Origin of the sequence: Castellaniella sp., from assembly GCF_049671645.1 — a bacterium.
Taxonomy (GTDB): domain Bacteria; phylum Pseudomonadota; class Gammaproteobacteria; order Burkholderiales; family Burkholderiaceae_B; genus Castellaniella.
Genome location: NZ_JBATVG010000017.1, coordinates 55,545 through 77,164, shown reverse-complemented (window position 1 = coordinate 77,164; position 21,620 = coordinate 55,545). Strand labels below are relative to the sequence as shown.

The following is a 21,620-nucleotide window of genomic DNA, read 5'->3' as shown; positions in this document are numbered from 1 at the left end:
CCGCCGCCCCGACCGCCGGCGCCGCGCCGGACCCAGCGGAGGCGGCAGGCCGGGATGCGGGCGAGTCGACCCGCACCGGGCCGGGCGCAACCAGGGAAACCTGGTAGCGCTGTTCGCCTGTGGCGGTATGGACGTCCAGCAGCAGATCGGCCAGCGCGCCTGAAAATGCCTGGGTCGAGGCGATGCGCAACACGCGACGGGCTCCCGCCTGCACGCCCGGCGTCACCGTGACGGTCAGGCTGTCCAGCGCGACGGGCGGCGTCAGGCCGGCCTGCGCCCAATCGGACGCCGGCGCGGGCCGGGCGGACAAGGCCTGCAGGTCGGCCGCCGTCAGGTCCGATAGCGGCACAAGGATGAGCAACGGTTCACCGGCCGCCGATGCCAGGCGGGCATGGCCGAAGCTGGCGGCCTGCGCCGATCCGGCCGTCAGGGCGGCCAGAACCAGCAGACCGCTGAGCAGGCGGGCGGCCGGCGCCATCAGAGTTCACCCAGGGCGATGCGCAGCATGCGGCGCAGCGGCTCGGCCGCCCCCCACAACAACTGGTCCCCCACCGTGAAGGCGCTGAGGTATTCGGGTCCCATGGACATCTTGCGCAGACGCCCGACGGGAATGTCCAGGGTGCCGGTCACGGCCACGGGGGTCAGAGCCTGCATGGAGGATTCCTTGTCGTTGGACACCAGACGCGCCCAGGCGGTGCCGGTGCGCACAGCGTCGTTGATTTCATCCAGGGGAACGTCGCCGCGCAGCTTGATGGTCAGCGCCTGGCTGTGGCAGCGCATGGCGCCGATGCGCACGCACAGGCCGTCGACAGGCACGGGATCTGCGTCAAAGCCGGGGCCGCGCCCCAGGATCTTGTTGGTCTCGGCCCCGCCCTTCCATTCTTCGCGCGACATGCCATCGCCCAGATCCTTGTCGATCCAGGGGATCAGGCTGCCGCCCAGCGGCACGCCGAAATTTTCACGCGGCAGGTCGGGGTTCTGCTGGGCCTTGAGCACGCCTCGGTCGATGTCCAGAATGGCGGACGCGGGATCGGCGAGCTGTTCGCCCACCGCCTGATTGAGGATACCGAACTGCGTGAGCAGTTCGCGCATATGACGGGCGCCGCCGCCCGATGCCGCCTGATAGGTCATGGACGTCATCCATTCGACCATATCGGCCTTGAACAGGCCCGCCAGGCCCATCAGCATGCAGCTGACCGTGCAATTGCCGCCGATGTAATCGCGCACGCCGCGCTGCATCGCCGCGTCGATCACCGGACGGTTGACCGGATCCAGCACGATGATGGCGTCGTCCTTCATGCGCAGCGTGCTGGCGGCGTCGATCCACAGGCCGGTCCAGCCGGCGGCGCGCAGCTTCGGGTAGACGGCCGACGTATAGTCGCCGCCCTGCGCCGTGACGATGATGGGCAGTTTCTTCAGGGCGTCGATGTCGTGGGCGTCTTGCAAAGGCCCCGCGCCCGACGCCCATGAAGGCGCCGCACCGCCCGCGTTGCTGGTGGAGAAGAACACCGGTTCGAAAAATGCGAAGTCGTTTTCTTCCCGCATGCGCTGCATGAGCACCGAGCCCACCATGCCACGCCAACCGACCAAACCCACTGCCTGCGCCATAAATCCCCGCCCAAACCAAATAATGAAAACTCAGATTTCTTTATTCTAATGCCTTCAGCACGGCATCACCCATTTCCGAGGTCGAGACCCGCGTCGTGCCTGCTTCAAAAATGTCCGCTGTGCGCAAACCCTGCGCCAGCACGGCCTGCACGGCCGACTCGATGCGATCGGCCGCCGCGCCGGCATCCAGAGAATACCGCAGCATCATGGCCGCCGACAAAATGGTCGCCAGCGGATTGGCGACGTTCTGCCCGGCGATGTCCGGGGCGGAACCGTGGCTGGGCTCGTACAGACCCTGGCGGCTGGCGTTCAGGGATGCGGACGGCAGCATGCCGATCGACCCGGTCAGCATGGCGGCCTCGTCCGACAGAATGTCGCCGAACAGGTTGCCGGTCACCACCACGTCGAAGGCCTTGGGCTCGCGCACCAATTGCATCGCGGCATTGTCCACGTACATGTGGGACAGCGCCACCTGGGGATATTCACGGGCCACGTCGATGACGATGTCGCGCCAGAACTGGGAGGTTTCCAGCACATTGGCCTTGTCCACGCTGCACAGCTTGCCCTGACGCTTGGCGGCGGCCTGGAAGGCGACGTGGGCGATGCGCCGGATTTCGCTTTCGGCATAGTGCATCGTGTCGAAGCCCTGGCGCTCGCCGGCGAAGGGGCCGTCGTCCAGCGTGCGCACGCCGCGCGGCTGGCCGAAATAGATATCCCCGGTCAGCTCGCGCACGATCAGGATGTCCAGACCCGCGACGACTTCCGGTTTGAGCGACGAGGCATTGGCCAATTCGGGATACAGAATGGCCGGGCGCAGATTGGCGAACAGGCCCAGCGCCTTGCGCAAGCCCAGCACCGCTTGTTCGGGACGCAGGGAACGTTCCAGCTTGTCGTATTTCCAATCGCCCACGGCGCCGAACAGGATGGCGTCGGACTGCAAGGCCAGATCCAGGGTGGACTGCGGCAGCGGATGCCCTTGGGCTGCATAGGCGGCGCCGCCCACGGGCGCCTCGGTAAAGGACAGGTCCAGTTCCAGGGCGCGCAGCACGCGCACGGCCTGCTCGACGATTTCCGGGCCGATGCCGTCGCCCGGCAGGACTGCGATTTTTGAGCTCATTGTAGGAAATTCCAGGTCACAAGAACCCGGCCAGGGCCGACGGAAGGCGTCCGTCGCCCCGGACCGGGTCCGGGATTCAATGTATCAGGATCAAGAGGTATGAGACGCGGACTTGGCCAGCCAGGGATGGCGCGCCAGGCGTTCGGCCTCGAAAGCGCGGATCATGTCGGCGCGCAGCAGGGTCTGACCGATCTCGTCCAGGCCCTTGAGCAACGATTGCTTGCGATAGTCGTCGATTTCGAAGGGCGACTCTGTGCCGTCCGGAGCGACCACGCGCTGGCGTTCCAGATCGATGGTCAGGGAGTATCCCGGAAAGGCATTGACCTCGTCGAACAGCCGGGCGACCCGGGACTCGGGCAGCACGATCGGCAGCAGGCCGTTCTTGAAGCTGTTGTTGAAGAAGATGTCGGCGAACGACGGCGCGATGATGGCGCGGAAACCGAACTGCTGCAGCGCCCAGGGAGCGTGTTCCCGGCTGGAGCCGCAGCCGAAGTTCTTGCGCGCCAGCAGGATCGAGGCCCCTTTGTAGCGCGGCTGATTCAGGATGAAGTCCGGATTCAGCGGCCGACGGGAATTGTCCATGCCCGGTTCGCCATGATCCAGATAGCGCAATTCGTCGAACAGGTTCGGACCGAAGCCCGAGCGCTTGATCGACTTCAGGAACTGCTTGGGAATGATCAGGTCGGTGTCGACGTTCTCGCGATCCAGCGGAACGGCCAGGCCCTGGTGGGTGGTGAAGGCTTGCATGATGATGAGGCTCCTAGCTGAAACGACGGACGTCGACGAAATGGCCCGCCACCGCGGCGGCGGCGGCCATGGCGGGGCTGACCAGGTGGGTTCTGCCCCCCTGCCCCTGGCGGCCTTCGAAGTTCCGGTTCGAGGTCGAGGCGCAGCGTTCGCCCGGTTCGAGCCGGTCGGCGTTCATGGCCAGGCACATGGAACAGCCCGGCTCGCGCCATTCGAAGCCGGCGGCCAGGAAGATCTTGTCGAGGCCTTCGCGTTCGGCCTGGGCCTTGACCAGCCCCGAGCCCGGCACCACCATGGCCTGGCGCACATTGGCGGCCACCCGGCGGCCCTTGGCCACGGCGGCGGCGGCGCGCAGGTCTTCGATGCGCGCATTGGTGCACGAGCCGATGAACACGCGATCCACCTTGATATCGGTCATCGGCGTATTGGGGTCCAGGCCCATGTACTGCAAGGCGCGTTCCATGCCGTTGCGGCGCACCGCGTCCTTTTCCTTGTCGGGATCGGGCACCCGGCCGTCGACCGGCAGGACCATTTCGGGCGAGGTGCCCCAGCTGACCTGCGGCGCGATCTTCGCGGCGTCGATCTCGACCACCCGGTCGAATTGCGCGCCGGGATCGGAGTGCAGCGTTTTCCAGTAATCGGCGGCCTGATCCCACAGAGCGCCTTCGGGGGCGTAGGGCCGGCCCTTGAAATAATCGATCGTGGTCTGGTCCACGGCGACCATGCCGGAACGCGCGCCGGCCTCGATCGCCATATTGCAGACTGTCATGCGCCCTTCCATGGACAGCGCGCGCACCGCGCTGCCGCCGAATTCGATGGCGTAGCCGGTGCCGCCCGCCGTGCCGATCTGGCCGATCACATACAGGATCAGGTCCTTGGCCGTGCAGCCGAAAGGCAGGCGGCCTTCGATCCGCACCAGCATGTTGCGGCTCTTTTTCATCAGCAGCGTCTGGGTGGCCAGCACGTGTTCGACTTCGGACGTGCCGATGCCGAAAGCCAGGGCGCCCATGGCGCCATGGGTGCTGGTGTGCGAATCGCCGCAGACCACGGTCATGCCCGGCAGGGTCGCCCCCTGCTCGGGGCCGATGATGTGCACGATGCCCTGGCGCCGGTCGTTCATGCGGAATTGCGTGATGCCCCAGGCGTCGCAGTTCTTGTCCAGAGTATCGACCTGCAAGCGCGAGATCGGGTCCTGAATGCCCTGGGAGCGGTCAGTGGTGGGCACGTTGTGATCGGACACGGCCAGGTTGGCGGCGATGCGCCAGGGCTTGCGGCCCGCCAGTTCCAGGCCTTCGAACGCCTGAGGGCTGGTGACTTCATGCACTAGGTGGCGGTCGATGTACAGCAGACAGGTGCCGTCCGGGCCTTGATGCACCACATGGGCATCCCAGAGCTTGTCATACAGGGTTTGGGGCATGGTCGTGATCTCGAAAATCGGAAAAATAGGCGGGCGGCACAGAGCAGCCGACGGTTGACGACCCATTATGCCAGCGTGGGGCGCAGCCACAAGACCAGCAGTTATCCTAGTATCAAAGGTAACTGGTACCCGTTTTGGGATCCGTTTTCGTCGCACTCATTGTCCGCAGGCCTGCCGAAAGGCGGCGACCGCAGCGCCCGGGCACGGTCGACCCGCCCCGCCCGCGGGCGGGATGTCAGCGGTGCTGCTGATACAGCGGCAGGACGCGCGCAGAAGCCTGCTCCAGGTCCTGGATGCGGCTCTGCGACGAAGGGTGCGTGGACAGGATTTCAGGCGGCGCATTTCCACCGGACTGGCCCATCTTCTGCCACAGAGTGATGGCCGCGCGCGGGTCGTAGCCCGCCCGGGCGGCCAGCTCGACCCCCATGCGGTCGGCCTCGGTCTCGTTGGAGCGGCTGTTGGGCAGGGTGAACATGACCTGGCTGAGGTTCGAGCCCAGATCCGCCACCGCCTGGCTGCCGGTGATGGCCGCCAGGATCGAAATGCCCACGCTGGTTCCCATCTGGCGCGACACCTGTTCCCGGGCATGCTCGCGCAAGGCATGGGAAATCTCGTGGCCCATGACGGCGGCCAGCTCCGCATCCGTGGGCTTGATCTTGTCCAGCAGCCCGGTATAGACGGCGATCTTGCCGCCCGGCATGCACCAGGCGTTGACCTCATCGGATTTCAGGACATGGATTTCCCAGGCCCAGTTCTTCGCATCCGGGCGAAAGACACCGACCTGGGCGATCAAGCGGCGCGCAATGGCCTGGACCCGCTGCGTCTGCGCGGCGGAAGGATCCAGGGCCCCTTTCGCCCGCGCCTGGGCCAGGATCTGCTGATACTGACTGGCGGCTTCCTGGTCGAGTTCGGCTTCGGACACCAGGCTGGACATGTACTGGGTGCGGTTGATGCCGACCTGGCCGGACTGTGTGGTCTGCACCGGGGCGCAGGCGGCCAATGCAAGGGCAAGCCCTGCGCCGACCGTCCATCGGAAGACCCGGCGCCACTGGGTGGATGCATATGGCTGACTGGTCATGGCGGTCCTCCCGGAGTGGTCCGGGCGCCCTGCCACGGGCCGCCCGGCGTGGGTCTTGTTCAGGCGCATTGACCCCGATGCCGCAAGGCATGATCCATCAGCACGATGGCCAGCAAGGCCTCGGCGATGGGGGTGGCCCGGATCGCCACGCAAGGGTCGTGCCGCCCCAGGGTCTGGACCATGACAGGTTCATTGGCCTTGTTCACCGAGCGGCGTTCGACCCGGATGCTGGACGTGGGCTTGACCGCCAGGGACACCAGCACGGGCTGCCCCGAGGAAATCCCGCCCAGCACGCCACCCGCATGGTTGGCCAGGAAGCCGTCCGGGCTGAGTTCATCGCCATGTTCCGACCCGCGCATGGCGACGCATTCGAACCCCGAGCCGATGGACACGCCCTTGACGGCATTGAGCCCCATCATGGCGTGGGCGATGTCCGCATCCAGTCGGTCGTACAGCGGTTCGCCCCAGCCGGCGGGCAGGCCGTCGGCCTGGACCTCGATGCGCGCGCCGATGGAATCCCCGTCATGGCGCAACTGATCCATGAAGGCTTCCAGTTGCGGCACGATGGCGGCATTGGGCGCGTAAAAAGGGTTTTCGGGCACCGCATCCCAGGATTCGAAGGGAATTGGAATCGGCCCCAGCTGGCTCATGTAGCCGCGAATCCGGACGCCGTATTCCTGCATCAGCCATTTGCGGGCCACGGCCCCTGCGGCCACGGTGGGCGCCGTCAGACGAGCCGACGAGCGCCCCCCTCCGCGCGGGTCGCGGATGCCGTACTTTTTCCAATAACTGTAATCCGCATGGCCGGGGCGGAAGGTATCGGCGATATTGCTGTAATCCTTGCTGCGCGCGTCGGTGTTGCGGATCAGCAGCCCGATGGGCGTGCCGGTGGTCTGGCCCTCGAAGACCCCGGACAGGATTTCCACGGCATCCGGTTCCCGGCGCTGGGTGACATGGCGCGAGGTGCCCGGCCGGCGGCGATCCAGTTCAGCCTGGATGTCGGCCTCGGACAGCGGCATTCCGGGGGGGCAGCCATCGATGACGGCGCCGATGGCCGGCCCATGCGATTCGCCGAAATTGGTGACACGAAACAAGGTACCCAGGGTATTGCCAGACATGGTCGGTATGCGGTGGGGAAAAAGCGTCGAAAAGGAACCTGATTATGGCACACGGCCCATCAGGACGAGCAGCTGACGGCGATCGTCGGCGCGTCCGCCACCGGCGGCTGCGCATCGGCATCCCGGCCGGGACGCTCGGTATAGGGGTCCTGCAATACATCCATCAAACGGCCGACGACCGAGCCATCGCCTTGCTGCGCCGCCTCGATGGCCTGCTGCGCCAAGTGGTTGCGCAGCACATACAAGGGGTTGACGCGGTCCATCGCGGCCTTGCGTTCAGCCTGCGGGCGCGGATCCTGCGCCAACCGGGTCCGATAGCGCTCCAGCCATTGCCCGGCAGCCCCGGTATCGGCGAACAGGTCCAGCCAGGGTTGCGCATCGGCGCCGACGTCGGCCAGGCGGCGAAAAGCCAGCGTGAAATCCGCCCGCTGCGCATGCAGCAAGGTCCACCAGGCATCGCCCAGTTCGGCATCTTCCGGACGCCAGTCGGCGAGCCCGAATTTGCGCGCCAGGCCGGCGTGATAGGCCTGCAAAAAAGTCCGCTCGAAGGGCGCCAGCGCGGCTTCGAGATCCGGTACGGTGCAACCCAGCACCAGCAGGCTCTCGGCAAGGCGGGTCAGATTCCACTGGGCCACCGCGGGCTGCGCATTCCAGGCGTAGCGCCCCAAGGTATCGCTGTGATTGCAGACGTGATTGGCCTGGAACGCGTCCATGAAGCCATAAGGGCCATAGTCCAGCGTCAGCCCCAGGATGGACATATTGTCGGTATTCATGACGCCGTGGCAAAAGCCCGCCAACTGCCATTGCGCCATCAGACGGGCGGTGCGGCGGACGACTTCCTCCAGTAGCCGGCAGGCCGTGGCGGGCCGGTCGGGATGATCCGCCGGACCCACTCGGCAATCCTGGAAGCCGTCCGCCACCACGTAGTCCAGCAAGGCGGCCTGTTCCGTCGCCGAATGCGCCCAATGCTCGAAATGCCCGAAGCGCACGAAGGACGGCGCAAGCCGGGTCACGACAGCGGCGGTTTCCGGCGTTTCCCGGATGACCGGATCGCGGGAGGCCGTCAGCGCCAGGGCCTGCGTGGTGGGAATCCCCAGGCCGACCATGGCCTGACTGGCCAGATATTCGCGCACGCTGGATCGCAATACCGCCCAGCCGTCGCCCATGCGGGAATACGGAGTGCGTCCGGATCCCTTCAGCTGGATTTCCCAACGACCCTGCGGCCCCCGGACGTCGCCCAGCAAATGCGCCCGACCATCGCCCAACTGCCCGGCCCAGACGCCGAACTGATGGCCGCTGTAGACGGTGGCCACGGGGTCGATCCCCGGCAGGCGGCCGCTGCCTGCGCACAGGGCCAGGAATTCGGGCGTCCGCACGGCGGCCGCGTCCAGGCCCAGCAGGTCGGCCGCCCCCGGATTGGCATGCACCAGCCAGGGATCGGTGAGCGGACGAGGCGCCACCCGTGTGTAGAACGACGCCGGCAAGCCCGAGAAGGCGCTGCCCACAGCCGACGCTGCGAACAAGGGGACGCCACCGCCTGCCACGGAGGCGCGCGCAGATGAATCGGGGCGATGCATGGCGCCGACCCTACGATGCCTGGCGGCGGGCCGCGCGTTTGGCCGGCCGCACGTAGAGAATGGCGCCTAGATACAACCCCAGCGACAGCACGATTTCCACCCCGGCCAAGGCCATCGAGACGGTCGAGGCATCCGACCAGGCCCGCACGGCGCCTTCCATCAGGTAGAGCAGGCTGAGCATCGCGACCCACTGCAAGGTGTAGAGCCGGGCCCGCAGCACGCCGCGCACGGCAAACAGCAGCGGCACGGCCTTCAATGCCATCAGAGACCCACCGGGCCGCAAAGGGGCCCACCACAGTTCCCACCCCACGCACAGGATGATCAACGCGATCAGGCAGATGCAGGCCAGACGATGCAGGCCTTGATTGAGCTTCGTTTCCATGCTGCTATTATGGCTCGAAACCAGCCTCCTGCTTCTTGATGATGCCGCCATCACCTGCCGCTTCCGCCGATGAACGCCGCGCCCGGGCGCTGGACGCCCTGAGATTCACCCTGGATTTCGCCGGCCACCGCAAACTGACCCGGGTCGCCTCCAGCCTGACCTTCACCACCGTGCTGGCGATCGTGCCGCTGCTGGCAGTGGTCCTGGCGCTGTTCACCGCCTTTCCGCTCTTCGCCCAGTTCCACCAGGCGCTGGAAACGTTTCTCGGGGAAAGCCTGCTGCCGCCGTCGGTGTCGGACACCATCATGCGCTACCTGAACCAGTTCGCCGCCCAGGCATCGGGACTGACGGCGGTGGGCGGCGGCTTCCTGGTGATCACGTCGATCCTGCTCATCATGACGATCGACGAGGCGTTCAATGAGATCTGGAACGTCGCCCGCCAACGCCCCTTGCGCCAGCGCCTGCTGGTGTACTGGGCCATTATTTCCCTGGGACCGATCCTGACGGGCGCCAGTCTGTGGGCCAGTTCAGTGCTGGCCCGGGAATCCTTGGGCTATATCGGCAACCTGCCCGAAGGGCTGGGACTGCTGCTGAACCTGGTGCCCTTCCTGCTGTCGGTCCTGGGGTTCACCGCTCTGTTCGTGTTCGTGCCCAACTGCCGGGTCCTGTGGCGCGACGCCCTGGTGGGCGGCCTGGGCACCGCCATCATCCTGACCCTGATGAAGGCGGCGTTCACCTGGTACCTGACGAAATTTCCTTCGTACACCGTCATCTACGGGGCTTTCGCGACGTTGCCGATCTTCCTGCTGTGGATCTATCTGTCCTGGCTGGTGGTCCTGCTGGGGGCCACGGTGGCGTCCCTGCTGCCCGCCCTGCGCCTGCACCGCTGGGCGCTGCGGCGGCACCCGGGCGCCCAGATCGTCGACGCCATGGGCATCTTACGGCTGCTGTGGCGGGCTCGCGACACCCTGCCGCCCGGCCGCAGTCCGGGCTTTCTGGAAAAGCACCTGCGCGTCCACCCCGACACGCTGCACGACATCCTGGCCATGCTGCGCGAACTGGGCTATGCCGTGCCGACCGCCGACAACGAACACTGGGTGCTGGCCTGCGATCCCCAGCAGGTCACGCTGGGGCCGCTGACCGACCATCTGCTGCTGGACCGCGGCCAGCCGGGGTTGCGCCCCCCCATGACCGAAGCGCTGGCGGCCACCCTGCGGGGCCAGCCGCCGACATTGGAAGCGCTGTTCCGGCAATCCGCTACCGCAAACCCGGATGATGATGCACAATAACCATTCGGGGGGCTTTTTCCGGAGATTCCCCGGGATACCATCAAAAAAAACGGCCCATAGGAAACCATCATGCTGAAAGTCAATGAAATCCTGCGGGTGAAGGGGCACACGCTGTATACCGGCAGCCCTGACATGCCCGTGCGCGAAGCCATCTCCTCGATGAGCCAACTGGACATCGGATCCCTGGTCATCATGGAACACGGCCAACTGGTCGGCATGCTGACCTTCCGCGAAATCATCAATCACCTGAACCGGCACGACGGCCAGGCGGGGGATTTCACCGTGCGCCGCATCATGGACGATGCGCCGGTCAGCGTCACGCCCAACACCGACGCCGACGAGGTCCAGCGTCTGATGCTGGACAAGCACGCCCGCTACATCCCGGTCATGGACGGCCCCACCCTGATGGGCGTGATTTCCTTCTACGACATGGCCCGCGCCATCGTCGAGGCGCAGCAATTCGAAAACGACATGCTGAAAGCCTATATCCGCGACTGGCCGACCGAAGACGCCGGAGCGCCCGCCCGCAAATCCTGATCGCCGCCAGCGGCCAGCAGATCCCAGGCGCGACGCAACACGGCCGGCCCCTCGGCCCGCAAAGCCCGGGGGTCGGACAGCAGGCGGCGCCACTGGCGCGCGCCGGGGCGCCCGGCGCGCCAGCCCAATAAACCCCGTACCAAAATGTGCAGCGGCACCCCTTGGGCGTGCTGCTGCGCGGCATAGGCCTCGAATCGTTCCAGGATGGCTTCGGCCCGCGCAGGGTCGTCGGCCGGCGATCCGACGGCGTCCGACGCCGCCCCGCCCGGCCCCAGGTGGGGATCGAGTTCGGCCAGGATATCCGGATGATGCCAGGCCGCCCGGCCCAGCATGACGCCGTCCAGGCGCTGCATCCAGTCCAGACAATCGGAAACCTGATTCAGGCCGCCATTCAGGATGATCCGCGCATCCGGAAAATCCCGCTTCAGGCGCAGGACGGCGTCGTAGCGCAGCGGCGGCTTTTCGCGATTGTCCTTGGGGGACAGGCCTTTCAGGACAGCATTGCGAGCATGCGCAATGAACACCCGGCAGCCCGCTTCATACAAAATGCCGACGAAATCCCGCACGAAATCATAGGATTCTTCATAGTCCAGCCCCAGGCGGTGCTTGACCGTCACGGGCACCGGAACGGCATCCTGCATGGCTCGCACGCAATCCGCCACCAGGCGCGGCTCGGCCATCAGGCAGGCGCCGAAGGCGCCGCGCTGCACCCGTTCGGACGGACAGCCGCAGTTCAGATTGATCTCGTCATAGCCCCAATCGGCGCCCAGGCGCGCGCTGCGCGCCAGGGCATCGGGCTCGCTGCCCCCCAATTGCAAGGCCACGGGGTGTTCCGCCGCATCGAAATCCAGATGCCGCGCCGCATCGCCATGCAGCAAAGCCCCTGTCGTGATCATTTCGGTATACAAGCGGGCCCGCGGAGCCAGCAGACGGTGGAAATACCGGCAGTGGCGATCCGTCACATCGATCATCGGGGCCACGCACAAACGCCAATCAGCCATCATCGCAATTCAGTCGGAGAGAAGCGCCATTGTACTTTCGACTAAAATGCCGCGTTGGACCCATCCCCAAGGCTTTTGGCTGCCCGCACTGTTCATGGCTGTATTTACTTCCGTCTCCGAAGACGACGCCCGCGCCCTGCTGCGCCGCTACCAGCTAGGCGAGCTCGTGGCGCTGCGCGGCATCACTGCCGGCATCGAAAACACCAACTATTTCCTGGACACCACCCAAGGGGCGTACGTCCTGACCCTGTTCGAGGTGCTGAGCGCGGAACAGCTGCCCTTCTACATCGAACTGATGCACCACCTGGCCACGCGCGGCGTGCCGGTCCCTCAGCCGCAAACATTGCGCGACGGCACCCGCCTGACCACGCTGAACGACAAACCCGCGGCCATCGTCACGCGGCTCAACGGCGGCTACGAGCCCGAGCCCGGCCCGGCGCACTGCGCCCTGGCCGGCGAGACCCTGGCCCGCGCCCATCTGGCCGCCCGGGATTTTCCCTTGCGCCAACCCAATCTGCGCGGCCTGCCCTGGTGGCAGGCCACTGCCCCGAAAGTCCTGCCGTTCCTGGACGCAGGCCAGGCGGCGCTATTGAACGACTGCCTGCAGGAACAAAGCGCCTTCGCCGCCACTCCCGATCCTGCCGCGCTGCCTTTCGGACCCGCCCACTGCGACCTGTTTCGCGACAACGTGCTATTTGACGGCACTTTCGAATCGCCGCACATGGGCGGTTTCATCGACTTCTATTTCGCCGGCTGCGACGCCTGGCTGTTCGACGTCGCCGTCAGCGTCAACGACTGGTGCATCCAGCGCTCCACCGGCGCATTCGTCCGGCGGCGCCTGCAAGCCTGGCTGCAGGCCTACCACGCGGTGCGCCCTTTCACGGCGGCCGAAAAAGCCGCGTGGCCGATCATGCTGAGAGCGGCCGCCCTGCGTTTCTGGATCTCCAGGCTGTATGACTTCTATTTGCCACGGCCGGCGCAAACCTTGAAGCCCCACGATCCCCGTCACTTCGAACGCATCCTGCGGCTGCGCAGCACCCAGGCCGCTCCGGCGCTTCCCCAGGCCACAGCATGAACACGCCTTCCCTGCAAGCCGCCATCCTGCCGCCCAGCGCGGGCTGGGGCTGGATCGTCCAGGGCTACGCCCTGTTCCGGCGCCAACCGCTGGCCATGATCTTCTGGAGCACCGCCACCAGCTTCCTGATCAACCTGGGGGCCGCCATCCCGGTTCTGGGCCAGATCCTGCTGGTCAGCCTGACCCCGTTGCTGACTTTCCTGACCTTGTGCGCCTGCCGCCACTTGAGCCTGGGCCAGCGCATGCTGCCCGGCATGTGGCTGCGCCCCCTGCAGGAGGCCGGGACAACGTCGGCCCTGCTGCGCCTGGGGCTGGCCTACCTGGGCTGCACGCTGCTGGCGGCGCTGGCGGCCGTTCTGCCTTTTCTATCGCAGTTGCTGGCGGCGATCGGCACCGAGGCCCAGCCCGACTACGCGACGCTGGCGGCCGCCATGACGGGCCCGATGATCGTCTTCGGCGGTTTCTACGTCCTGCTGTCCGCCCTGTTCTGGCACGCCCCGGCTCTGATGGGCTGGCACCGGCTGCCTCTGCGCCGGGCCTTGTTCTATTCGATGGTGGCCTGCTGGCGCAACAAATGGGCCATCATCCTGTACGTCGCGAGCTGGGCCGCCGTGTTCTACGGCCTGCACCAGGCGCTGGACGGCCTGGTGGCGGCCGGCGTATCCACGGTGGCGCTGGTCTGGCTGTCCCTGGTGCTGGACATCCTGATCACCGCCTTGCTGTACTGCAGCTTCTACCCCATCTACGCCACGATCTTCCGGGACGCGACCGCGTAAGGCCCAGGCCTGCCCGATCTTATCGGCCCAATCCGCCTGGCGACAATAGCCGGGCGGCAATTCCAGCACGGCCCAGGCCCGCGCGCAGACCGTCCAGCGGTCGGGCGGCCATCCGGACAGGCTCCGCAGGACTTCACCGGCTTCCCCCAGAAACACCAGATCGAAGGCCTGGACCAGACCCAGTCCGTGCACCAGGCGGCATCGCGGCAGCAGCAGCCCCCGGGGCGCATCCCCCCAGGCCTGCCAGGCATGCAGGCCCAGCAGACGCTGGCGAAAGGTCCGCGCCTCGACCAGGCGCAAGACACGCGGGGAGCGCGCCCAATCCGGCCGGTCGCGCGGGCCGCCCCACGTTTTCACAGGCCGGCATCCAGAAATTTGACCGCGACAGGAAAGCCGATGACCAGGAACGTGCACGGAAAAATGCACAGCACCATGGGAAACAGCATTTTCACCGGCGCCTGCAAAGCCAGAGTTTCCGCGCGCACGAACCGCTCGCTGCGCTGGCGTTCCGCCTGCGTGCGCAGCAAAGGCCCCAGACTCATGCCCAGTTGATCGGCCTGCGCCAGGGCCAGCACCAGACTATGCACACCGGGTAGGTCGGAGCCTTCCGCCCATTGAGCCAGCCAGCGGGCCCGATCGACCCCCGTGCGCTCCAGCGCGCCGGCATCGCGCAGGCTCTGGCGCAGCGGTCCGGCCGGCGCGTGATCCGCCACCTGGCGCAAGGCGGCCGGCAGACTGAGGCCGGCCTCCACGCACAAAGTCATCAGGTCCAGCATGAAGGGCAGCTCGCGCAGCATCGCCTGGCGCCGCAAGGCCGCGCGCTGGCGCAGGCGCAGATCGGGCCACAAATAGGCCAGCCCGGCGCCCGCCAGAGCCAGCGCAATCACCCCCCGCAAAGACGCTCCGGCCATCAGGGCGGCGCCGCCCGCTGAACACAAACCGGCCCCGGCCAGCAGCAAGCGGGCGGCCAGCCAATGCTCGGCGCTCCAGCTGGCCGACAAGCCCGCCCTGGGCCCCCAGCGCTGCAGGCGACGACGCATGGACCACGTCACCCAAGGCGCGCACCAGGGGGCCAGGGCCCGCACCCAGGGCCACCAGAACACAGCGGGCGCAGCACCCCGGTCCCGGATCGTCTGGGCGGCCCAGGGCGCCCCCAGGACCCAGCACCCCAGACATACCGCCATCGCCGCGAAAACCAGCCCCAACCAGAACCACGTCATGCATCACCTCCATCACGCCCCGTCGGATCGGGCGGTTCACACGTCGATGGCCGCCACCCGCCGGATCCAGACCATGCCCAGGACCTCCAGCACTCCCATCGCGACCAGCACCAGCCCGCCATACCAGGTTCGATACAACAAGGACATGGCGTCCGGTTCCAGGCGCGCGAGCACGAGCAACAGGCAAACGGGCAAAGCCGCCATGATGTGACTTTGCATCCGCCCCTGGGCCGTCAGCGCCCGCACCCGCCCCAGCCAGTGCTGGCGGGCCCGAAGGGTCTGTGCGATACGTTCCAGCGTATCGGCCAGGCTGCCGCCGGTCTGGGCGGCGATGCCCAATGCGGACACCACCAGGCTGCAGGACTCAGTGGGCATGCGGCGATGCAACAGCTGCAAGGCTTCCTGAAATCCCAGGCCCAGGCGCTGCTCCCGCAGCATCAGGGAAAACTCCTGGGACAAGGGGGGCAAGGATTGCGGCACGATATGCCGCAATGCCGGCTGCAGACCCGCTCCGGCCCGCAGGGCGCCCGCCAAGGCCTGCATCAATTCCGGCAGTTGCTCATCGAACAGCCGTGTCCGGCGATGCCGCATCCGCCGCAAGACCAGCGGCGGCACCGCCACCAGCCCCAACAATACGGGCGCAATGCCCCACCATCGGCCCGCCAGCCAGGCGGCGCCAAGCAGGACCACGGCCCCGGCCACCCACCACAAAGGACGCAACTGCGCCGCATCGACAAACAGAAACGCGGCATCCAGAGTCCGACGCGTCTCGTCCTGCAAACGGCGGTCATAATCCTGCCAGAGCCGCAACAGCCGCCCCAGCAGCAACCAGGCGCCCACGGCTGCGCAGGCTCCGATCAGGAAGATCAGGATGGCATCAAACATTTGAGGCTGACCCTTGCGCGGCGTCCGTCAACGCCGCCTGCCCCTGGCGTACCGATCGCTGTGAAAACAGGCGGATATCCAGCGCGGCGACCCCGCTGAAACCATCGGGCATCAGTCCACAGCCGGTAAAGACGGCCGGCGGACCCGCCTGCCCCAGGAACAATTCCTGCAGCTGGATCCGACCGCTTTCGATGCCGGTCACCTGCACGATGGCGCTGACCAGCCGCCGGCCGTCAGCCGCCCGCATCAGTTGCACGATCAGATCGATGCTGGCGGCGATGTGCTCGCGGACCGCCCCCAGCGGCAGATCCATGCCGGCCATGAGAATCATGGTTTCCAGACGCCCCAGAGCATCCCGGGGGCTGTTGGCGTGCAGCGTGGTGAGCGAACCTTCGTGCCCCGTATTCATGGCGGCCAGCATGTCGAAGGCCTCGCCGCCCCGGCATTCGCCGACGACGATGCGATCGGGCCGCATGCGCAGGGCATTGCGGACCAGATCCCGAATGTCCACCCGGCCGCGCCCTTCCAGATTGGGCGGGCGAGCCTCCAGGCTGACCAGATGGCGGTGGTTGAGCCGCAACTCGGCGGCATCTTCAATGGTGATGATGCGCTCGCCCGCAGGGATCGCATTGGACAGAATATTCAACAGGCTGGTCTTGCCCGACCCGGTGCCGCCAGACACCAGCACGTTTTTCCGGTGACGGATGCTGTGCGTCAGGAAATCGGACATGGATTCGTCCAGGGCGCCGACCGCCAGCAGATCCGGCATGCCCAGGCGACGCGTGGGGAATTTGCGGATCGTCAGGCTGGCGCCTCGCAAGGCGACCGGAGCGATCACGGCATTGACGCGCGAACCGTCGCGCAGGCGGGCGTCCACCATGGGAGCGCTGTCGTCGATGCGGCGCCCCAGCGGAGCCACAATGCGGTCAATGATGCCCAATACAGCCTGTTCGCTGCTGAAGCTGGCGGCATCACGCACCAGACACCCGGCCCGTTCGACGAAAATCTCATCATGACGGTTCACCATGATTTCCGTCACCCCCGGATCCGCCAGCAAAGGCTCCAGCGGCCCCAGGCCCACTGCCTCATCCACCAGTTCCTGCAACAAGGATCGCCGGTCCAGGTGCTGAGGCAAATGCGGATCCGCCGCGATCAGGTCCCCCAGAACCCGCGTGGCCTCGGCCCGCAAGACCGCATCGCTCATGCCGCTGATATCCCGACGGCGTAATTGCAAAGCCTGGATCAGGCCCTCGTGCAGGCGCCGCCGATGGACTTTCCAGGCAGTTGACGACGCGGAGCAATCCGGCACCGGATCGGAATCAGGGATGGCGTCCGGCCGGCCGGGCGCTGCGGCGCTCCGCCCGGCCGGGGCCATGTCGCCGGCTTCCGCCGCAATGGCCCCGACTTCGCGGATCGGCGCCCGATCCGGAAACCCGGACGAGCCGGCGGCATCATCCACTGACGGCGACTCCGATAAACCGGCGGTCTCGTCATGCGCCGCCTCGCCGCCGCAAGACGATGGCCCGCCCGCGTGCGCGGGACGGCTCGCGGCCTGCAACAAGCGCAGGCGAATCAGGCAGGGGCCGATCAGCAATTCGTCATCCGGCCGCAGGGGGCCATGCGAAGCCACCCGACGTCCATTGACGATGGTCCCGAAAATCGATCCCAGGTCTTCCACCCACACCTCATTGTCCCGGCAAAGCACCCGTGCATGACGGCGCGCGACCCGCCAGCTCTTCAGCATCAGATCGCAATCCGGTTCACGGCCGACCAGCAGCGGCAAGGCTCGGGTTTCCTGCCGACGGCAGCCGTCTTCGTAGTGCAGGTCGAGTTCTACATCGTTCATGGCTGTGCTCCTGTGCGCGTACCCCATTGGGACCCTGGCCCCTTCGCCTTGGGATCCCAGCCGCGTGCCCCTGTCGGAGCGCGCTCCGACGCTCCGGAGCGGATCGGATTCATCAGACTGGGAGCCTGAGGAAAGGCCTGCTGCAACACGGCGGCCGTGCGCCCGACCCGGGCGCGAACGTCGGGGTGAGCCGCCGTCACCAGTTGCGGCGTGACCAGAATGGCCAGCTCTGTTTCATTGCGCTGAAACCGGGTGGACCTGAACAAGGCCCCCAGCACAGGCAAGGCCCCCAGGCCCGGCACACGGTCCACGTTATCGGCGGTATCCCGGGACAGAAAACCCGCCAGCACCAGCGTCTGCCCGGAACGGACGTTGAATTCCGTCGCGGTGCGCCGCGTCTTCAGGGAAGGTCCCCCCGGCACCGACAAAGCCGTATCGATGGAACTGACCTCGACCTCGATGCGGGAACGCACAGCGCCGCTGCGTTCCACGGACGGCGTGATGCGCAGCGACACCCCATAGGGCTTGAACGCCGTCTGCGTGTTGCCATTGCGATCCACGGTGCTGTAGGGAACTTCGCCCCCTGCCAGGAACTCGGCTGTCGCCCCGCTGCGGGCCAGCAGCTGCGGTTGAGCCAACACCACGGCCCGTCCGTCCTGGGCCAGAAGATTGAGCCGGGCTGACAGCAACGCATTCAGGCCGAAATATCCGGCCACCTGCGCCGCGGGGAACATCAGCGGCAACACGGTTTCCCCCGGGCGGTCGGCAAAGCGTCGCGAACCGCCATCCCAGCCCACCCCGGCATTCACACCCCCCGCGCTTTGCGGGTTCCAACGCAGGCCCAATTCCCGCAACAAGGTCTTGGGCACCTCGACCACCTGCACATCCAGCAACACCATCTGATCCCAGCCCACGGTTCCAGTGAAATCCAGCAACTGCGGATAGCGGCGGCCCAGTTCGGCCAGACGTTGCCGGTCCGCGTCGGACAATTCATCGCCTTCAATCAGCAGTTTGTCGCCCAGCGAGGTGATCCGCGCGCCCGGGATCCGCTCCAGGACAGTTCGCAGCTCGTCCTGCAGCTGGCGAGTCCCCTCCGGAGCAACCTCGACGGCATAGCGGGACACCTGTCCATCCGCCGTCCAGGCGTGCAGGGTGCTGAAGCCGGGCCGGCGGGCAAATAGAATGACTTCCCGGTCATCGGTGCTGATGGCATTGACGATCTGACCGTCGCCCACCGCCACGCGGGCCACGCCGGGAATGCCCAGCACGCGCACCTCGCCCGCCTGCAGGGACAATCGCGTTTCAGGCGCCGGAGCCCCGGCGGAGGCCCCCCAGCAGACGGGGATCCACAGACAGCCCAGCCACAGCGCGGCCCACGGCCAGCGGCAGCAACGCCACAGGTCTTCGATCCGCCTATTGAACAGGCCCTTGAACGGGCGCGTTTCGCCCGTGCGAGGATCATGATTGCCGGGGCGCGCACGACTCATGGCTGCCCCCCTGAAACGGCCTGTCCCAGCAGATCTTCCGGCCAGCCCCCCGCCTGCGGAACGCCCCCGACCTGCGCCGTCGCACCGTCCGGCCAGTGCCCGGATCCGGTCAGATCGGGCGCAAGAAGCCCGGCCCCTTCGCGCAGCCAGGCGCTGCTCAAGACCTGGGCGGATGGCAGGTCGAACAGCCCATTGCCGGGTTTTGGCGCAACGCCACGACCCGGAGCCGCCCAGGCAGGCATGCCCCGGGCGGCTCCGCCGCCATACAGGATCACCGCCTTGCGCGCCACCGGCGGCGCAGGCGTATTAATCCCCAGCAGCGCCGCCAGATCGCCCCGAACCGCCCGGCGATCGGCCCGGTCGTCCTCGGGATTGCGCAAAATGGCTGTCAGGGCGCCGGCCTGGCGAGCCGCTACCAGCTTGACGACATCCTCGGGCGCGGCATCCAGCGTCACGGTGGAATAAGAGGCATCATCGGTCCCAGACCCCGTCGTCCGCGTCTCCCGGCCAGTCGCCAGCACCAGCACACCCTGCAGCAAGGGAGCGGTCAGGCGCTTGCGTTGATGGTCAAAAGACACATACAGATCGATCAGATCGCCGGGCTGCAACAGACCGGAGAGCGAATTGACCTGATCCACCGGCAGCGTGATGGCCCGCCGCCCCGGCGCAAGATGGGCGGAAAACGCGGGCGGCGGCGCCAGTGTGTGCACGGACAGGATCGCTTCTCCGGCCCGCAGCGCGCTGGTCAGCACCCGGCCTTCCAGGTCCGCATAGCGGGCCGCCGGCAAGGCCCCGCTCCCTACCCACTGCGCGGGAAACTCGCGCAGCGCCAGATGCTCGGAGAGCAGACGTGTGCCAGCGGGCAGATCACGCGCCGCCACGATCCGTTCGACCATGGTCAGGCGAGCCTGGTCCTCGACCTGCTGGATGCGCTCGCGTACGTGCAGGGACAGAAAGGCGGCGGCCATCGCCCCGATGCCTAGAGCCAGCGAGGCCAGGATGGCCGCTCGGGGAATCCGGAGGAAAGGCAAGGTCATGAGGGCTCCTGGGGATGATGCCAGAATGTCAGGGCGACGGACTGGCGGCGCGCATGCAGGTGGACGGACAAGCGCCCGTCCCCGGGATGGCGCCAGTCTGTCGGCAACGGCACGGCAGCCGAGGCTGCATCGTGCCCTGCCGCGCCAGCGGGCGCTTCGGCCACGGACCAGCCGGCGGCGAGCAAGGCGCGCCGCACGGCGACTACAACCTGGACCAGGGTCCCCGGACAGTCAAAGCTGCTGAGCGATGCCGGATCGGCGGCGGCACGGCCCTGGACCTGCAGCACCCGCCGGGACCCTGGCGGCGCCAGCACGGCAGGATCGAAGCGCACGGCCGTAGACACCGCAGGCTCCAGGCGGGAGACCAGCCCGACGGTGCCGGCTGCCTGCGGCTGCAACTGCGCCAACCAATGTTCGGTTCCCCGCCCACCCGACAGCAACAGCATGTCCCCCACCCACTGCAGCCGCGTCAACCGCCGCCCGGCCCCCGCGGCCAATCGCCGCGCGGCCTCAGGGGGCGGAACCGGAGCCTGGAAAGACTGCACCGACAATCGCACCTGCGGCAAATCCAGCCGTTGCAAACCGGCCCAGACCCAACCGGGCTGAGCCACAGTCCGGGCAGGGTCCCACGGCTGGGCGGACACAGGCCCCGACAGGCTGAGAAGCGCCCCCAGCCACCAAGTCACTACCTGGCGCGGCCTCATCATGGCGCGCTCCGGCGCTGCAGATGTCGCTCCGGCACCCGGCCTGTCCAGGGACCGAGCCAATCCCAGCGCGGGCGCTCACGCCCCCAGGCGGCATCCACGCCCTGCAGCCGGCGATCCACGTCGCTGCCCGCCGCCTGAGCAGCCTGCCAGGCTTGCCCCCATACCTGTCCGCTACCTCCCAGCGCGCCTTGCACGGCAGCATCGTCCGCCGCAGCGCCGGCCCCTCGCATGATCGCCGTATGCCGTTGCAGGAACAAGGCCTGGTCGTCGAAATCCCGCAAGTCGCCCAATGTCCGATCCTGACCCGCCGTACGGGCGTGGGCCCGGAGCCGCCACAGAGTCTCATCGCCCAATTCCAATTCCCTGCGGATGTCCGCCGCCCCGGGCACAGGGTCGCCTGGACGACGACCCTGCCAGCCTGGCAGCGCGTCCAGGCGCACATGCATGCCATCGGGCAGCAGCGCGGCTCCGGACCGGGTCCGTCCGCGCTGCCCCGGAGCCAGACTGTCGGCCTTCGCCTGCGAGGAAAGATCGACTGCCGGCAGATCCTGGAGAGCCCAGGCAAAGGCCGCCTGGCGGCTGGCATGCGATAGCTGCAATGCGGCATCCTGGGTCCGTCCCAGCCAGGCGATTCCCAGGCATAAACCGGCCAGCGCGGCCAGCACCACCAGAGCTTCCGCCAAGGCCTGGCCGCCTTGATCGATCATCACGGTCAT

Annotated in this window: 20 protein-coding genes and 1 pseudogene; 4 read left to right on the top strand and 17 right to left on the bottom strand. The window is 67.1% G+C overall.

Translation table 11 applies throughout. The annotated features are described in order from the left end of the window. From WBG56_RS08325 to WBG56_RS08285, 9 genes and pseudogenes are all read right to left on the bottom strand, one after another. Nucleotides 1-478 (bottom strand): annotated as a pseudogene (locus WBG56_RS08325) (hypothetical protein); the annotation flags it as partial. Then, on the bottom strand, nucleotides 478-1,608 hold the full coding sequence (asd, locus tag WBG56_RS08320; protein WP_424267159.1) for an aspartate-semialdehyde dehydrogenase: 1,131 nt from the start codon (nucleotides 1,606-1,608) through the stop codon (nucleotides 478-480). The gene asd and the pseudogene WBG56_RS08325, both read right to left, overlap by 1 nt. A gap of 40 nt (nucleotides 1,609-1,648) precedes the next feature. Next, nucleotides 1,649-2,725 carry a 3-isopropylmalate dehydrogenase gene (gene leuB, locus WBG56_RS08315; RefSeq protein ID WP_424267157.1) on the bottom strand — a complete coding sequence of 359 codons (1,077 nt, stop codon included), beginning with the start codon at nucleotides 2,723-2,725 and terminating at the stop codon, nucleotides 1,649-1,651. 90 nt (nucleotides 2,726-2,815) lie between these two features. Continuing rightward, nucleotides 2,816-3,472, bottom strand: a complete 657-nt coding sequence (gene leuD, locus WBG56_RS08310) for a 3-isopropylmalate dehydratase small subunit (protein ID WP_424267155.1) — start codon at nucleotides 3,470-3,472, stop codon at nucleotides 2,816-2,818. A gap of 13 nt (nucleotides 3,473-3,485) precedes the next feature. After that, entirely contained in the window at nucleotides 3,486-4,889 is a 1,404-nt protein-coding gene (leuC, locus tag WBG56_RS08305) for a 3-isopropylmalate dehydratase large subunit (RefSeq protein ID WP_424267153.1), read from the bottom strand. Nucleotides 4,890-5,124: 235 nt separating this feature from the next. After that, nucleotides 5,125-5,967, bottom strand: a complete 843-nt coding sequence (locus tag WBG56_RS08300) for a M48 family metallopeptidase (protein ID WP_424267151.1) — start codon at nucleotides 5,965-5,967, stop codon at nucleotides 5,125-5,127. A 59-nt stretch (nucleotides 5,968-6,026) separates the two neighbouring features. After that, nucleotides 6,027-7,085, bottom strand: a complete 1,059-nt coding sequence (aroC, locus tag WBG56_RS08295) for a chorismate synthase (RefSeq protein ID WP_424267149.1) — start codon at nucleotides 7,083-7,085, stop codon at nucleotides 6,027-6,029. A 59-nt stretch (nucleotides 7,086-7,144) separates the two neighbouring features. Continuing rightward, nucleotides 7,145-8,662 (bottom strand): protein adenylyltransferase SelO, encoded by a 1,518-nt coding sequence (locus WBG56_RS08290; RefSeq protein ID WP_424267147.1) that lies wholly within the window; start codon nucleotides 8,660-8,662, stop codon nucleotides 7,145-7,147. A gap of 10 nt (nucleotides 8,663-8,672) precedes the next feature. Further along, nucleotides 8,673-9,044: a DUF2069 domain-containing protein gene (locus WBG56_RS08285; RefSeq protein WP_424267145.1), complete on the bottom strand. Its 372-nt coding sequence runs from the start codon at nucleotides 9,042-9,044 to the stop codon at nucleotides 8,673-8,675. Nucleotides 9,045-9,085: 41 nt separating this feature from the next. Here WBG56_RS08285 and WBG56_RS08280 point away from each other — a divergent pair, with 41 nt between their 5' ends. Both WBG56_RS08280 and WBG56_RS08275 read left to right on the top strand, forming a co-directional pair. Next, nucleotides 9,086-10,333, top strand: coding sequence for a YihY family inner membrane protein (locus WBG56_RS08280; protein ID WP_424267169.1), 1,248 nt, complete (start codon nucleotides 9,086-9,088; stop codon nucleotides 10,331-10,333). A gap of 69 nt (nucleotides 10,334-10,402) precedes the next feature. Then, nucleotides 10,403-10,870 (top strand): CBS domain-containing protein, encoded by a 468-nt coding sequence (locus tag WBG56_RS08275; RefSeq protein ID WP_424267143.1) that lies wholly within the window; start codon nucleotides 10,403-10,405, stop codon nucleotides 10,868-10,870. Here WBG56_RS08275 and dusA read toward each other — a convergent pair. After that, nucleotides 10,816-11,874 (bottom strand): tRNA dihydrouridine(20/20a) synthase DusA, encoded by a 1,059-nt coding sequence (gene dusA, locus WBG56_RS08270; RefSeq protein WP_424267141.1) that lies wholly within the window; start codon nucleotides 11,872-11,874, stop codon nucleotides 10,816-10,818. The genes WBG56_RS08275 and dusA overlap by 55 nt on opposite strands. Nucleotides 11,875-11,965: 91 nt before the next feature. Between dusA and WBG56_RS08265 the strand changes: the two genes are divergently transcribed. Both WBG56_RS08265 and WBG56_RS08260 read left to right on the top strand, forming a co-directional pair. Then, nucleotides 11,966-12,946, top strand: coding sequence for a homoserine kinase (locus tag WBG56_RS08265; protein WP_424267139.1), 981 nt, complete (start codon nucleotides 11,966-11,968; stop codon nucleotides 12,944-12,946). After that, nucleotides 12,943-13,722 carry a BPSS1780 family membrane protein gene (locus tag WBG56_RS08260; protein ID WP_424267138.1) on the top strand — a complete coding sequence of 260 codons (780 nt, stop codon included), beginning with the start codon at nucleotides 12,943-12,945 and terminating at the stop codon, nucleotides 13,720-13,722. Before WBG56_RS08265 ends, WBG56_RS08260 begins: the two co-directional genes overlap by 4 nt. 353 nt (nucleotides 13,723-14,075) lie before the next feature. On the opposite strand, the gene WBG56_RS08255 is transcribed toward WBG56_RS08260, so the two are convergent. Genes WBG56_RS08255 through WBG56_RS08225 form a run of 7 tightly spaced genes read right to left on the bottom strand, consistent with a single transcriptional unit; the run spans nucleotide 14,076 to nucleotide 21,620 of the window. Next, nucleotides 14,076-14,942, bottom strand: a complete 867-nt coding sequence (locus tag WBG56_RS08255; protein WP_424267136.1) for a type II secretion system F family protein — start codon at nucleotides 14,940-14,942, stop codon at nucleotides 14,076-14,078. Nucleotides 14,943-14,978: 36 nt separating this feature from the next. Then, a complete protein-coding gene (locus WBG56_RS08250; protein WP_424267134.1) occupies nucleotides 14,979-15,827 on the bottom strand; it encodes a type II secretion system F family protein in 849 nt (282 codons plus the stop codon). After that, nucleotides 15,820-17,673: an ATPase, T2SS/T4P/T4SS family gene (locus WBG56_RS08245; RefSeq protein ID WP_424267132.1), complete on the bottom strand. Its 1,854-nt coding sequence runs from the start codon at nucleotides 17,671-17,673 to the stop codon at nucleotides 15,820-15,822. Before WBG56_RS08245 ends, WBG56_RS08250 begins: the two co-directional genes overlap by 8 nt. Next, a complete protein-coding gene (locus WBG56_RS08240; RefSeq protein ID WP_424267130.1) occupies nucleotides 17,670-19,160 on the bottom strand; it encodes a type II and III secretion system protein family protein in 1,491 nt (496 codons plus the stop codon). The genes WBG56_RS08245 and WBG56_RS08240 overlap by 4 nt, the downstream gene beginning before the upstream one ends. Then, nucleotides 19,157-20,197 (bottom strand): Flp pilus assembly protein CpaB, encoded by a 1,041-nt coding sequence (gene cpaB, locus WBG56_RS08235; protein ID WP_424267128.1) that lies wholly within the window; start codon nucleotides 20,195-20,197, stop codon nucleotides 19,157-19,159. The genes WBG56_RS08240 and cpaB overlap by 4 nt, the downstream gene beginning before the upstream one ends. Next, a complete protein-coding gene (locus tag WBG56_RS08230; protein WP_424267126.1) occupies nucleotides 20,194-20,904 on the bottom strand; it encodes a hypothetical protein in 711 nt (236 codons plus the stop codon). Before WBG56_RS08230 ends, cpaB begins: the two co-directional genes overlap by 4 nt. Next, nucleotides 20,901-21,620: a hypothetical protein gene (locus WBG56_RS08225; RefSeq protein ID WP_424267124.1), complete on the bottom strand. Its 720-nt coding sequence runs from the start codon at nucleotides 21,618-21,620 to the stop codon at nucleotides 20,901-20,903. The genes WBG56_RS08230 and WBG56_RS08225 overlap by 4 nt, the downstream gene beginning before the upstream one ends.